Here is a 14,047-nt window from a genome sequence, read left to right on the forward strand (position 1 = left end):
CTATCAGCCCATCGAGGCTCACCAAGTTCGATTCGGTAATGCCTGGGTCGTAGGGGAGAGTTCCTCACGCGACCCGCACGTAGGCTAGTGCTGCACTGCTAAGGGTGATGTTCCCGAACGCCTCAAGCTGCTCCAGCCGGACTTCTTCGTCGCGCGCGAGTTCGAGACCGGCGACAAGGGTAGAGGCGACGGCTGCCCGTCGCTGCAGAAGGGTGCGCATCGCTTCGCATGGCGGGAGGAAGGTCTCGAGCGGCAGCGCACCCGCTTCACCGGCAGCGTCGAACTCTCCCAACATGCGCCGGATGCGGTCTGAGGCCGCTGGCGGGCGCCAGATGTCCGGCGGGGTGGGTTGATAAGCCGGCACGCGCTCGGGCCGGCGCATCAGTTCCAGGCAGACCCGCAGCAGCGTCGTCAGGTCTGCGACCGCCGGCGCTCCCCTCCCCTCCGCTGCCCCATGCGCCTCGTCCGGCGCACCGCGCGCGAACACCTCTCGCCCGAGGGTTGGTCTCCGCGTGAGCCAGTCTGAGAGCGCCGCGACAGCCGCCCGGTCCGCGAGTTGGCGGCGGAGGGCCTCCGCCTCCTGCCGAGCTTCCTGGCCCTCTCGGCTGTCCGCCGGCAGGAGCAGGCGCGAGCGCAGCAGGGCGAGGTTCGCCGCCGCGACCAGCCAGTCCCCGAGCCGGGACAGCGGCACGTCCCGCCGCGTGATGCCCCGCTCCACTGCCGCCTGGAACTGCGCCGCGAGATCGAGGATCGAGATCGCGCCGATGTCGACCCGCCCGGCCCGGACGAGATCGAGGAGCAGGTCGAGCGGCCCGGCATAGCCCCGGAGGTCGAGGTGGAGCGCCTCGCGCCCGGGCGGCGTGCCGCTGCGGGCGACCTCCCACCCCTCCTCCTCGGCGGCCTGCGCGTCTCCGCCGCCGTCCGCCTCAGCCATCGTCGTAGTGGGGTCGGACGGAGACGGAGAGCGCCGGCCAGGTCTCGCGCACCTGCTGGAGTGCCGCCCAGGGCGTCCAGTCCGCCGACCAGAAGGCGAGCGACAGACGGGCGGAGGCGGCCAGGTCCCCTCCCCTGCCCCTCCCGCCCGATCCCCTTGCCTCGGCCCGGTGCGCGACGTGCCGCAGGGGCCAGGTCGTGCCCCAGTGCGTCCAGAGCCAGCGCAGCGCGTCCGGGTGCCCGGGCCCGAGGCGCAGCACCTCGGCCGGCACCGGGACGAGCCGGTGCAGGTCGAAGAGCACCGGCCCACCCGGGCGGCTCACCGCCGCGCGGACCCGCTCGTCCGCCCTCTCCAGCGCCGCCCGGAGCCCGGAGGCGACGATCCGGCACCCCTGGAGCGAGAGGACCCGCTCGCCCCGGGGTGGCGCGGCGAGGAGGTGGAACAGGTCCTCCTCCTCCCCGGCCCGTCCGTGGGTCCAGGGGATCACCCCCGGTCCGGCTGCCGCGAGCCGGAACAGGGCGAGGTCCTCCGCCGGCCCGGTCACGTCGAGGTGGTGGAACAGCCAGTCCGGGCTGGCGAGCGCGAGGACGTCGGTGACCACCGCCGCGCCGGTCTCCGGGGCGTCTCCTCCTCCGGCGCCCTCGCGGTCCTCCCTCCCCTGCCCTGGTCGGGTCACAGGTCGAGCAGCTTCACCGGGCTGGTGGTGACGAGCTTCGCGCGCCGGACGTAGCCGCGCATGGTCCGGAGGTCCTTGTGGCGGGAGTGGCCCATCACCTCCTCGTCGCGCGCCCCGGCCCCGTAGGCCTCGGTCACGAAGCCCGCCCGCAGCCCGTGCGGCGAGAGACGCTCGCCGGCGTCGACCGTGACCTTGGCCACGGCAGCCCGCCTGAGCAGGATCTGACGCACCCCGTCGGGCGAGAGCCGGTCGTGGCCGAGCCGGCCCCATCGGTCGATGCGGGTGAAGAGCGGCCCGAAGCGGACGTCCCCCGCCTCGATCCAGGCCTCGACGGCGCGCACGGGACAGGTCTCGCGCTTCCTGCCGCGGGGGATGCCGAGCTCCACCCCCTCCCCGGCCTGGTCGGTCTTGGAGCGGGGCAGCAGGAGGCGGAGCCCCTCGCCCGAGAGGCGCAGGTGCTCACGGTCGACGCCGACCAGCTCGGAGCGGCGCAACGCGCCGGCGAAGCCGAGCAGCAGCAGCGCACGATCGCGGCAGCCGGTGAGGCCGGCGTCGCAGGTGGCAACCAGCCGGCGGAGCTCGGCCGAGGTGAGGGCCGCGGCCTGGCGCACGCGGGAGCCGTGCAGGCGGGCGATGCCCTGGAGCGTCGTGCGGATGGCCGGGTGGCCCGGGGTCCAGTCGAGGCCCCGCACCCGGTGGGCGTGGCCGATGGCGGCGAGGCGGCGGTCGAGCGCCGAGCGGGAGTGGGTGGGGGCGAGGGCGGCGAGGTAGGCGGCGACGGTGCCGGGGGCGGCCGGGAGGGGGGCGGTGCGGTGGGCGAGGCACCAGGCCTCGAAGTCGGCGAGGTCGGTGCGGTAGGCCCGCAGCGTCTCGGGGGCGAGCGCCCGGCGGGCATAGGCCTTGGCCGCCTCGATCGCCTCGGCCAGGCGGGGAGCCAGCTCACCCCCGACCGGCGCGGCGGGCACGACCAGACGTCGCTCCCCTCCCCGCGCAGCGTCTCCGCCGTCCATCTCTGAACCCCCTTCAGCCGACGCCCCCGCATCGGCCCTGACACGGCCCAGAGTGCCGCCCGTTCCCAATTGGGGCAACCCCCGCGAGGGACGCGGTAAGGGGAGATTACCGCGTGTGATTAAAGGCGGGCTCTGGCGTTGACAGGCCCCCACGAGGTGCTCCGGGCGGAATGTTAGTGGCGCATTGGCAGGACCTGGACTGAGCCGGGGACGCTTTGGCCGGGTCGTGGCCGCTGGTCCTGCCGGACGTACCGAGTCGCTGGCCAGCCCAACCTGCCATCCACAGGCCCGGCACTTACCCCGTGGAGCCTATGGGCGCTGCGCCGTGGGGCCTGGGGGCGAATCCCGGAGTCGTCCCGCGGAGTCTGGGGGCACATACTAATAGTCCCTTCAAATAGCTTTCAAATTGTCTGTGCCCAGAGACTCCAAATTGCACCTGTTGAAGAAGAAGTGGCATTCAGAGAGCCATGGCCGAAGTCCACCAGCTCATCCTGCTGCACGGAGTAGAAGAAGCACGGCGGCAAGCTGTGACGAAGCACGAAAGAGCCTTGGTGGACACCGCCTTTCAGGTGCTGTCCGACGACGCTGAGAAGATGGGCTTCACCTACAGCGGGTTCGCCCTGACCAGCCTGCCCCACAAGCCGCAGTCCGAGACCGTCTGGCGCCGCGAAGGCCACAACCTGACGATGCTCATGGAGAGTGGACGCGACCGTGCTGGCAAGCCCATCGGCCTGCCCTACGGCTCCTATGCTCGCTTTATCCTGCTGTTTCTACAAAGCGAAGCCATCCGGACCAGCTCCCGAGAAGTCGAGCTGGGCCGGTCCATGCGCGTCTGGTTGGGGTCTATGGGCCTCTCGATCGGCGGTACGACCTATAAAATGGTCAACCAGCAAGCGGCGCGGATCTCCGGCTGCTCCCTGACCTTCTTCGCTGACCGGGCAGGCGCGCAGATCAAGAGTCGGGGCGGCTTCGTGAAGACCGAGATCAGCATGACGGCCACCCTCAGCGATCAGCCGTCGTTGTGGCAAGACCGCGTGCTGCTCGACGAGGATTTCTACCGGGCGCTGCGGGAACACCCCGTCCCGGTCAGCGAGGCGGCGCTTAGGGCAATCGGCGCCCGGTCCATGGTACTCGACGTCTACATCTGGCTGGCCTATCGGCTCCATGTCCTAACTCAGGACACCTCTATCACCTGGCTGTCCCTTCACGCCCAGTTCGGGGCCGCCTTCAGCCGACTCCGCCGGTTCAGGGAGCACTTCCTTGAATGCTTGGCGATCGCGCTGGCCGCCTATCCGGACGCACGGGTAACGGCAACTGAGGAGGGGTTGATCCTGCACCCGTCGCGCCCGGCGGTCCGGAAACTCCCCCGCCCATAGAATCCACGCGGTAGCGAGCGGCGCGGTAGGCCTGCCCACAGATTCCACGTTTTCCGATGGCTAAGGCGATTTTCGGGACCGCTTCCGAGCCGTCACCGGTGAGGCGGATACCTGGCGCCTCAAGTTTGGAGTTTGGGGGCGCGCCCTCCCCTGCCCTTTTAGCTGCGAAGGCAAGTAGAACAAGCATTGAGTGAGAGTGACGTCGGTCGCTGATGTCCGATGGTCTTAACCGCGGAAACTGGTCCAGCGGGAGTGCGAACTGTTGGGCGCTTTAAGGCCCTGAGGAGGGGACGGGTGCTGACCCCCCAGAAGGCCCGTGCAGCTACAGGTCTATTCAGAGATACTGCACCGTCCGCTGTATTCGCTCCCTTCCGTTCCGTCAGCGATCTTGTGCTCGCCACGCGAGCCGCCGAAGCCGGCTGCTGCTTGTGGCCTTCCACTCGGCCATCAGCTCCCCGGAATCCTCATCTTTCTTTTCCAGCTTCCTGCCATAGCGGTGCATCGAGGCGTCCACGATGATGCCCCGGCTCACGAATTGCTCCCGGGCGTATCGCTCCACCGCCTCCCAGCGCTGTTCGAGGTTCAGCCCGTAATCGAGGGTGAGGATGTTCTCCTTCATCCACCGGGCGTTCTTCCGCGTTTCGAGCTTGAGCGCCTCCGTCCACAGGCGTTGGCGATCCGTGGCCCAGGACGGGGAGTATGCCGGGGCCCAGATGGTACTGCGCTCGATGATGTGGCGTGCCCGGTTCCGATAGTCGTGGGCGGTCTACTCCTTTTCGTCGAACAGCGGCGAACCGGAGCGGTAGGCAATGTTGCGGATTGGGCTCTGGCTTACGACAGTCTTTGAGCCCGACGGGTAAGCAGTGGTAGCCTCCGGCGAAAGAGAAGACCGCCGGGAGTCGTTCTTGAACTCACTTCGATAAAAGCCCGCTTCGGGCATAGTAGTAGGAAGGCTCTAAAGGTGCAGTTACAGGTTCTTACGAACCTTGTCGGTGCGGGCGCGCCACACTGTCAACTGGAGATGATGTATTTGTGCCGCGTTTATGCTGGGGCCGGGTCGGTATGATGTCCAATGGTAGGACGACAGTACGGTCCGATGGTCCGTCGGGCTACACGGTAAGACGTGAGACCGGGCCGTATCGGCGTGACAGGTTTTACCGTCCGACGAGCGGACGGTATCTCGGTATGGCCCACTTACCGCATCCTGTCATACCGGGGCACGGCCTACGGTAAGAGTGTCGTTCGGTTGGACATACCGCCACAACGATTGAGCATCGGTTCTGGGGCTGAGGGATTGGCGACGCCAGGCGCGCCCGCCGTCTGACAGCCGGACCGTATGACAGTATGATGGACTGGCCGTCCAACCGCCCTTCACCCGGATGCGGACGGTCCGACGTAACGCCGACTGACGTCTCTTCAGGTCTTACAGGTCATACCGTGTTCCATGCTGACTGTCTCACCGTCACTCCGGTATGACCCGTCCAACCGAAATAACGGTATGACGCAGACACTAGACGCCGACGCGTCCTGATGCCCGTGGACGCGGCAGAGTGCGGACAGCGTCACTCCTCCGGTCCTAGTTTGACCAGGAGAAGGGCGTACCGTCCGACATCCTGACCGTCTTACCAGCATGACGTCCGACCGTACTTTCCGTCCGACGCAGCTCCCGTGTGATCGACGAGATGACGCTGGCCGAAGCGCTCCAAAGTCTGTGCTTCTCGGTCCTGATCACCGCCTCGCCGTGCCCCCCACAGTTTGGCTTGCCTGGCGTTCACCGATGCGACCGTCCGACTGTTCAAACCGTGATACGCAGATCCTCGGGCAGAATCTCGTCATACGGTCCGCGCGTCCGACCGTCCTACCACATGACGGTGTGGCCCGAACGACAGTCCGCCGGTCAGCCGTACGACGGTCGGCCTTAGATGGTTGATCCAACCGTCCGGCGCGTCCTATCGTCCTACGAGGGGACAGACTTACGGTCATACCGTACGATAGGGGATGGATATGGGGCGTATAATCACTGTGGCGTCAGGGAAGGGGGGCACAGCGAAGTCCTCCCTGACGATGACCCTGTCCGCCACGCTGGCGGCCATGGGCTACCGGGTGGCCGTCATCGACGCCGACCCGAATGCCTGCTTCGCCCAGTGGCATGGCATCTATGAGGGGGCACCGTTCGACTGCATGGCGGAGGTGCGCCAAGACGAAATCGTGGATCAGGCCCAGGCTCAGGCGGCTGACCATGACGTGGTGCTGATCGACACCGCGGGGTTCGGCAACACCACCGCCGCCTTTGCCGCCGGTACCGCTGACTACGTCCTTGTGCCGGTCATGCCCGACAGGGCGAGCGCCGTGGAAGCCATGCGCATGGTCCGTCAGGTCGGCAGCTTCGCGAAGGCGAGCCGCCGGGAGATCCCCGTCGCCCTGGTGAGGGCACGGTGGAACGCGAAGGGCCTAGTGGAGCGCGCCGTGCTGGCGGACCTAGAGGCGGCCAACGCCCCCGTGCTGGACGCTTTCTTTGCGGATCTCTCCGACTTCGGAAAGCTGACCCTGTCCGGACGGGTGCCGACGACTGGGAAGATCGCCCAGCAGACGGAGAAGATGATCGCGGAGCTGATCGGCCTTGGTGCTGTACCCGCCAAGCCCACCAAGAAGGCGAAGGCTGCCTGATGTCGTTCAAGCCGAAGAAGATCGCCGAGCCGGGGGAGGGGGGGGCACCGCCCGCCCGGCCGTCGAGCAAGGAATTGGCCGAGGCCCTGGCGCCGATCGCCTCAACGCTGATCCCAACCTCACCGCCACCGCCTGTCGTCACGCCTCCTCCACCGGCTCCCGCCCCCGAGCCCGTTGTACGGCAACCTGCCGAGCCGGTGCTCATGATGTCGTTCAAGGCGTCGAAGCCGTTCGCGAAGATGCTGGCGCAGGCCGCGGAAGGCGAGGGGGGTCTCCGCCGCCTTGTCGCCCGCGTGTTCCACGAGGCGGGCTACGCGGTCCCGCCGTCAGAACTGCAGCCGCAGCGCCGACGTCGGACGTATGACTGACTGACGTCCGACGTCATATCAGCTGCGGTGCGGATGATTGGCTGGCCGCCAGTCATCTTCGAAGCGGTTGCCTTTCTCGGCATTCCAGGCGTCGTCCAGCACCTGGAGATTCCGCACATCGAGGGCCAGGTGGGGATGCGTCCGCCGAGGCCGGACATGGTCGACGTTGAGGCGAACGCCGTCCTGCTTGCCCCGGCCGCAGAGCTCGCACCGCCCATCGCTGGCCCGTAACGCTTCGTCGCGGACCCGCGTCCACTCCAGCGTCCGCAGAAATGCGTTGACGATCGAAGCGGGTGTTCCACTTGGCGCTACCCGCTTAGCAGAGCCGCGGATGCCACGGTCTGCTGGCCCCAGTTGAGCTTGGCAGGGAAGGGCGCAAAGCCGCCATGGCCAGATCTGGCGGATAACAGCCGGTCCGCTTCCTGCAGCGGCGATGCAGGAAGCGGACATGCGATCCATGGCAGTTCCCGCTCCAGGCATACTGACCCGGCGCGTCCGAACGATCACCCGGCGGTGAAATCGGTGGAGACGGATACGCTGCGCCACTGCGCCAGGATGGCCGCGTCCGCCTCGTGCTTCGCCTCGATCGCCGCGACCGTGTCGCTGCCCAGCGGTAGGCGGACCGGCGGGTCCGGCGCCTCCGCGAAGGCGACGAGCACCTCCGCGAGCCGGACGGGATCGCCGGGCTGGTTGTGGCTCAGCCCGGCCGCGGCGCCGCGGACCGCGCCGGCCGTACCGTCGTAGTCGTCAATGCGGGAGGGGCTGACCGCGAGCGAGGACGGGTCCAGGAAGTCGGTGCGGAAGTATCCCGGCTCGACGACGGTGACGTGGATCCCGAGCGAGGCGAGCTCCGCGTGCAGCGCCTCGGACAGGCCCTCGACCGCGAACTTGGTCGAGCAATAGATGCCGAACCCCGCGCCGCCGCGGTAGCCGCCGACGGAGGAGATGTTGAGGATGCGGCCCGAGCGCGCGGCCCGCATGGCGGGCAGGACCGCCCGGGTGACGTTGAGCAGGCCGAACACGTTCGTGCGGTAGATCGCCTCGATCTCGGCGGGGCCGGCCTCCTCGACGGCGCCCATGAGGCCAAAGCCCGCGTTGTTGAGCAGGACGTCGATCCGCCCGAAGCGCTCCAGTGCCGCCCGCACGGCCGCGACGGCCTGCGCCTCCTCCGTCACGTCGAGGGCGACGGGGAGAAGGTTGGGATACGCGCCGAAGCGCTCGGTGATCGCCCGCGGGTTGCGGGCGGTGGCGACGACAGCGTCGCCCTGGGCCAGGGCGCGCTCGGTGACGAGGGCGCCGAAGCCGCGCGAGGCACCCGTGATGAACCAGGTCTTCATGGTGGTCGTCCTTCGAAGGGGGTTGCCGAACGGGGTTGCGGGACGGCTCAGGCGAGGACCTCGGCCAGCTCGATCAGGTTGCCGAAGGGGTCGGCGAAGAAGGCGAGGCGGCGGCTGATCGCGGGCAGCTCGAAAGGCTCCGTCACGATCGTCACGCCGCGCGCGCGCAGCGTCTCCACGGTGCGGTCCACGCTGTCCACGTTGAGGCAGAAATGGTGGTAGCCGGCGTAGCCCAGGCTATCGGCGAGGTCGGTGTAGGGACGCACCTCCCGCGGGGCGGGCTCTCCGCCGCCGAGGATCTCGACCAGGAAACGGTCGTCGGCTGCCGGCGCGAGATAGGCGAGCTTCTCGTCGGCGTAGTCCCACTCCGCGACCACGCGGAAGTCGAGCGTCTCGACGTACCAGCGCTTCGCGCTCTCGAGGTCGGGCGTGCGGACGGCGACGTGGTGGCCGCGCATGTCGGCGAAGGGGGAGGTGCCGTTCGGGGCGGGGAGTGTGAAGTCGGCCATCGTCTGCTCTCTCGTCAGGGGGCGGCAGGGGCGCTGCCCGTGAGAGGAGGTTTCGGCCTTTTCGATTGCAGCGATTAGATCGATAGTCCTCCGATCAGTCCTGAATGGTGTTCAGCAATGCGGGCCACCGAACTGGCCGAACTGGCGGCCTTCGACGCGGTGGCGCGGCACCGCAGCTTCCGCCGGGCGGGGGAGGAGCGCGGCGTGACCGCCTCTGCGATCAGCCACGCCGTCAGCGGGCTGGAGGCGAGGGTCGGCATCCGCCTGCTGAACCGCACTACCCGGAGCGTCTCGCTCACCGATGCCGGCGCGAGGCTGCTGGCGCAGCTGTCGCCCGCCTTCGGCGAGATCGGGTCGGCGCTCGACGCCCTGAACCGGTTCCGCGAGACGCCCTTCGGCAAGGTCCGCATCAATGCGCCGAACTCGGTCGCGGCCATCGTCCTCGGGCCGGTGATGGGGCCGCTGATCGCGGCGAACCCGCAACTCGAGCTGGAGATCGTCGCGACCGACCGGCTCGTGGACATCGTCGCGGAGGGCTTCGACGCCGGCATCCGCCTTGGCGAGAGCCTGCGGGAGGGCATGACCGCCGTGCGGATCGGGCCGCGGCTGCGCTTCGCCGTGGTCGGATCGCCCGCCTATTTCGAGCGGCACCCGCCACCGAAGGTGCCGGCCGACCTCAAGGGCCATGTCTGCGTCCGAAACATCTTTCCGAGCGGCGCGGCCTATCCCTGGGAGTTCAGTCGGGCGGGGAAGTCCGTCGCCTTCGAGCCGACGGGCCCCCTCTCGCTGGATGATCACGAGCTGATGGTGGAGGCGGCGATCTCCGGCGTGGCGCTCGCCTACGTGTGGGAGGGGCGGGCGCGCCTCCACCTCGAGAGCGGCCGGCTAGTGGAGTGCCTCGCACCGTGGTGCGCGCCGGAGGAATGGCTCTACCTCTACTACCCCGCGCGCAAGCACCTCTCGGCCGGGCTGCGCGCGGTCATCGAAGCTCTGCGCGCCTGATGCCCCGCCTATGGGTCGAAGGGCGATCTGGCGTGACTGTGGGACAGTGGGCGCCGATCCACTCCCGGCTCATGTCCGCTTCCGAGACGACAAGACCGGCACCTGGATGCCGGAGATGGACGCTGAGCCGACATGTCCGGAGTTGGCCGATTGCGGACAGACTGCTCTTGGGCACTCTGGTCGAGGAAGCGGACCTTGATTCCCGGACGGGATGGACCGCTCGCATCGGCGCCGGACATAGCCTCCCTGTCTCGGCCTCACGTGCGTTATGAGAAGGGTTACCGTCCGAAGGTCCCTTCATGAACGATGCCCGCGATCCCCCCAGCCTCGACGAGGTCGTCATCACGGACGAGCTGGATCGCCGGCCCTCGCGCGCCCCGGACCATGAGGCCGAGAGCCGGGCATTGCGGGCGCTGGCCGAGACGATGGCCGCCGAGCCTGGGATGGTGCTGCAGCGCCTCGCCGAAACGGCAATGGAGCTGACCCGGTCGGACTCCGCCGGCATCAGCCTCCTCGAGCCCGGAGCGGAGGGAGACGTCTTTCGCTGGGTCGCGACGGCCGGCGCCTACACGCCGCACCTGAACGGCACCATGCCGCGCGGAGCGAGCCCATGTGGCGAAGTGATCGCGCGCGACAGGGTGCTGCTCTTCGACGTCCCGGAGCGCGTCTACCCCGCGGGCCGTCAGGCTCAGCCACGCATCGTCGAAGGGCTGCTCGCGCCCTTTCACGTCGACGGCCGGCCGACCGGCACGATCTGGGTGTTGAAGCATACCCCCGAAGGGCGCTTCGAACGGGAGGATGCGCGCCTCCTGGAGAGCCTCAGCCGCGTCGCCGCCGCCGCCCATGGGATGACGTCGGCGCTGGAGGCCGTGAAGGCGGGTCATTCCGAGCTGGAGAGGCGGGTCGAGGAGCGCACGAGGGCGCTGCGCGAGAGCGAGGGGCGGCACGCGTTCCTCGTGCGGCTGGGAGATGCGCTGCGTCCGCTCAGGGATGCCGCCGAGATCCAGGCGGCGGCAACGCGGCTCCTTGGCGAGCACCTCGGCGCAAGCCGCGTCGCCTACGTCGAGATCTCCGGGGACGAGTACATCATCGCTCGCGACTACACCCGCGGCATCCCCTCTATGGCCGGCCGGTATCCTGTTGCCGCGTTCGGCCCCGGCAAGCTCGCTGAATACCGCACGGGTAAGACGCGGGTGGTCCACGACACGAGGGCCGACCCCCACAACTCCGCGAATGACAGCGCGAATCTCGCGGCCGCAGGCGTCGGGGCAGGCATCGGCGTGCCGTTGGTCAAGGAGGGCGTGTTCGTCGCGAACCTCGTCGTCCACATGAACGTGCCAAGGAGGTGGACCCCGGAGGAAGTCGCCCTCGCGGAGGAAACCGCAGACCGCACCTGGGCCTCAGTGGAGCGCGCCCGCGCTGAGGCGGCGCTGCGCGAGAGTGAGAGGCGCTACCGTACCCTGTTCGAGACGATGGGGCAGGGCTTCGCCCTCGTGCAGCTGGTCCGCGACGCTTCGGGGCGGGTGGTGGACCAGCGTTACCTCGAATTGAACCCTGCCTTCGAGCGGCTCCTCGGGGTTCCGATCGCACGGGCCTTGGGGCGGCTGGCGAGCGAGGTGTTCCCCGGCATGGACCCCCGGTGGAGCGAGAGGTTCGACAGCATCCTCGCCGAGGGCAGGCCGGAGCGGATCGAGCGCTTCTTCGGTGTCACCGGGCAGTGGTTCGAGGTCTACGTCTACCCCGCCGGCGGGGACCGCTTCGTCGCCCTCTACGAGGACATCACCGCGCGCAAGAGTGCCGAGGCGGCGCTGCGCGAGGCCGAGGCGCGGTTTCGCGCGTTCGCCGATGCAGTCGAGGACGTGTTCTACATCACGGACTTCGAGGCAGGGCGCCTTCTCTATCTGAGTCCCGGCTATGAGCGAGTCTGGGGCCGCCCGGCGGCCGAACTGCTGACCGACGTATCCCGCTTCCCCGACGCGGTGCATCCGGATGACCGGCCCGCGCGGCGCGAGGCCCAGGCAGTGCGCGCTCGAGGCGAGCCGGCTACCGTCGAGTACCGCATCCACCGCCCCGACGGCGAGGTGCGCTGGATCCTCGACCGCTGCTTCCCTATCCGGGGCGCGGAGGGACGCCTCTCCGCCGGGGTTGCGACCGACGTCACGGAGCGCCGCCGCGCCCAGGCGGCGCTGTGCGAGAGCGAGGAGCGCAACACCCTCCTCGTCCGCTTCGCCGACGAGGCGCGTGGCCTCTCCGATCCGGCGCTCGTCGCGGAGGCGTCCTGCCGCATCCTAACCGAGCGGCTCGGCACGGACCGGACGCTCTGGGCCGTGATCGATCCGCAGCGGCGGGAGTACGCCGCCGAGTGGGCCTTTCTCGCCGACGGCACGCGCGCGGAGCCCTCGCGCTGGCCGCTCGACCCGCGAGAGCCCTTCGCGGCGGAGCACCTCGCTGGGCGCACGGTCGTGTACGACGACAGCGAGGGCGATCCACGCATCCCCGCTCCGGTCGGGAAGGCAATGGCGGAACGGGGGCTGCGCGCCGGGATCGCGGTGCCGGTCCTCGTCGCCGGGGTGCTCCGCGCCGTCCTCAACACGAGCCAGCCAACCGTGCCCCGACGCTGGCGGCCGGAGGAGGTTGCCTTCGTCGAGGCGCTTGCGGGCCGAGCCTGGGCTGAGATCGAGCGCGCCCGCGCCGAGGCCACTCGGCGCGAGAGCGAGGCGCGGCTGCGGGACGTGCTCGACTCCATGGCGGAGGGCTTCGCGCTGCTCGGACCCGACTTCACGATCCGCGACGTTAACGACGAGGCGATCAGGCTCAACCGCCGGCCGCGCGAGGAGCTGATCGGGGAGTCGCACTGGGACGCCTTCCCCGGCTCCGACGGGGCGCCGATCGGCGAGCTTCTCCGCCGCGTGATGCGCGAGCGCGTGTCCGGCGCCGTGGAGCACCGGTACGTCTGGCCTGATGGCCGTGCCACATGGCTCGACGCGCGCGCCTACCCGACGCTGGACGGCGGCGTCGCGATCTTCTGGCGCGACGTGACCGACCGCAAGCGGACGGAGGAAGCCCTGCGCGCGAGCGAGGAGCGTTACCGTACCCTCTTCGAGGCCATGGACGAGGCCTATGCCGTGGTGGAGGTGCTCCGGGACGAGGCCGGCGTGTGGAAGGACTTCCGCTTCCTTGAGGTGAACTCCGCCTTCATGGCGCACACCTCGATGCCCTACCCCGTGGGCCTGACGGCGACGGAGCTGCTCGGCACCCCGAACCCGCGCTGGACGCAGCTGTACGGGCAGGCGCTCGATACCGGCGAGGCGTTGCGGGTTCAGGAAGGCGAGCCGACGCTGGGGCGCGTTTTCGACCTCAACATCTTCAGCCTGGATCGCGAACGGAACCGGGTGGCGGTGCTGTTCACCGACATAACCGGGCGGCTGCGCGCCGAGGAGGCACTGCGGGAGAGCGAAGCGCGCCTGGCGATGCTGCTGGAGCTGCTGCCCGTCGGCGTCGGCCAGTTCGATGCAGACGGGCGCTTCGTCCTCGTCAATCCCGCACTGCGCCGCCTGACGGGGGAGGTCCTCCCATCGAGGGAGGTACCGCCAAGGTGGCGGGGCACGGACGCCACGGGGCAGGAGGTGCCGCCGCAGGACTACCCCGGTGCGCGGGCGCTACGGGGCGAATCCGTGCCGGTCGGGATGGACTTCGAGACGGACGCCGACGGCACGCCCCGCTGGTTCCAGGTCGGGGCGGTGCCGCTCCTTTCGGATGGCGCCGTCACGGGCGGCATCTGCGTCACGGTGGACATGACGGAGCGGCGGCGTGCGGAAGCGGCGCTGCGGGAGAGCGAGGAGCGCCTGCGCCTGGCCCTCGACGCCGCGGAGATGGGCAGCTTCGTCTGGTATCCCGAGGAGGACCGGGGCGAGCCGGACGCGCGAGCGCTCGTCCTCTTCGGCTTCCCGTCCGACCACGTGATGAGCCTGCGGGGGATGCTGTCCACCCTGGTGCATCGGGATGACCAGGACCGCTACGCCGTGGCCGTCGCGCGCGCGCTAGACCCGGCGGGCGACGGCATCCTTCGGGAGGAGGTCCGGGTTGTCCGGCTGGACGGGACGGAGCGCTGGCTTGCCGTCGCGGGCCAGACCCGCTTCGGGACGGGGCGGCGCCGGGTGACGCGCAT

At 69.3% G+C, this 14,047-nt stretch carries 10 protein-coding genes and 2 pseudogenes; 5 read left to right on the plus strand and 7 right to left on the minus strand.

What is annotated here, in order from left to right:
- Positions 1-64: 64 nt before the first annotated feature.
- From ACP6CK_RS29825 to ACP6CK_RS29835, 3 genes are all read right to left on the minus strand, one after another.
- Positions 65-934, minus strand: coding sequence for a segregation and condensation protein A (locus ACP6CK_RS29825; RefSeq protein ID WP_426960228.1), 870 nt, complete (start codon positions 932-934; stop codon positions 65-67).
- Entirely contained in the window at positions 927-1,535 is a 609-nt protein-coding gene (locus ACP6CK_RS29830; RefSeq protein ID WP_426960038.1) for a hypothetical protein, read from the minus strand. Before ACP6CK_RS29830 ends, ACP6CK_RS29825 begins: the two co-directional genes overlap by 8 nt.
- Positions 1,536-1,606: 71 nt before the next feature.
- Complete coding sequence (locus ACP6CK_RS29835; RefSeq protein ID WP_426960037.1) at positions 1,607-2,620, minus strand: tyrosine-type recombinase/integrase; 1,014 nt, start codon at positions 2,618-2,620, stop codon at positions 1,607-1,609.
- Between the two features lie 467 nt (positions 2,621-3,087).
- Between ACP6CK_RS29835 and ACP6CK_RS29840 the strand changes: the two genes are divergently transcribed.
- The gene (locus ACP6CK_RS29840) at positions 3,088-3,996 is read left to right on the plus strand and encodes a replication protein RepA (protein WP_426960229.1); all 909 of its coding nucleotides are present in this window, start codon (positions 3,088-3,090) and stop codon (positions 3,994-3,996) included.
- Between the two features lie 379 nt (positions 3,997-4,375).
- On the opposite strand, the pseudogene ACP6CK_RS29845 reads toward ACP6CK_RS29840, so the two are convergent.
- Positions 4,376-4,744: pseudogene (locus ACP6CK_RS29845) on the minus strand (MobA/MobL family protein); the annotation flags it as partial.
- A 1,256-nt stretch (positions 4,745-6,000) separates the two neighbouring features.
- On the opposite strand from ACP6CK_RS29845, the gene ACP6CK_RS29850 reads away from it, so the two are divergent.
- On the plus strand, positions 6,001-6,663 hold the full coding sequence (locus ACP6CK_RS29850; protein ID WP_426960310.1) for a ParA family protein: 663 nt from the start codon (positions 6,001-6,003) through the stop codon (positions 6,661-6,663).
- Positions 6,663-7,031 carry a hypothetical protein gene (locus tag ACP6CK_RS29855; RefSeq protein ID WP_426960231.1) on the plus strand — a complete coding sequence of 123 codons (369 nt, stop codon included), beginning with the start codon at positions 6,663-6,665 and terminating at the stop codon, positions 7,029-7,031. Before ACP6CK_RS29850 ends, ACP6CK_RS29855 begins: the two co-directional genes overlap by 1 nt.
- Positions 7,032-7,049: 18 nt before the next feature.
- Here ACP6CK_RS29855 and ACP6CK_RS29860 read toward each other — a convergent pair whose 3' ends face one another.
- From ACP6CK_RS29860 to ACP6CK_RS29870, 3 genes are read right to left on the minus strand one after another with little or no spacing between them, the layout of a single operon-like run.
- Positions 7,050-7,490 (minus strand): HNH endonuclease, encoded by a 441-nt coding sequence (locus ACP6CK_RS29860; protein ID WP_426960232.1) that lies wholly within the window; start codon positions 7,488-7,490, stop codon positions 7,050-7,052.
- Between the two features lie 44 nt (positions 7,491-7,534).
- Positions 7,535-8,368, minus strand: a complete 834-nt coding sequence (locus ACP6CK_RS29865) for an oxidoreductase (RefSeq protein WP_426960233.1) — start codon at positions 8,366-8,368, stop codon at positions 7,535-7,537.
- Between the two features lie 47 nt (positions 8,369-8,415).
- A complete protein-coding gene (locus tag ACP6CK_RS29870; protein WP_426960235.1) occupies positions 8,416-8,877 on the minus strand; it encodes a VOC family protein in 462 nt (153 codons plus the stop codon).
- A gap of 117 nt (positions 8,878-8,994) precedes the next feature.
- Here ACP6CK_RS29870 and ACP6CK_RS29875 point away from each other — a divergent pair, with 117 nt between their 5' ends.
- Positions 8,995-9,879 (plus strand): LysR family transcriptional regulator, encoded by an 885-nt coding sequence (locus tag ACP6CK_RS29875; protein ID WP_426960236.1) that lies wholly within the window; start codon positions 8,995-8,997, stop codon positions 9,877-9,879.
- A 443-nt stretch (positions 9,880-10,322) separates the two neighbouring features.
- A pseudogene (locus tag ACP6CK_RS29880) lies at positions 10,323-13,679 on the plus strand (PAS domain S-box protein); the annotation flags it as partial.
- Between the last annotated feature and the right edge of the window lie 368 nt (positions 13,680-14,047).

This window comes from Muricoccus radiodurans (assembly GCF_050154705.1).
GTDB classification, from domain to species: domain Bacteria; phylum Pseudomonadota; class Alphaproteobacteria; order Acetobacterales; family Acetobacteraceae; genus Roseomonas; species Roseomonas radiodurans.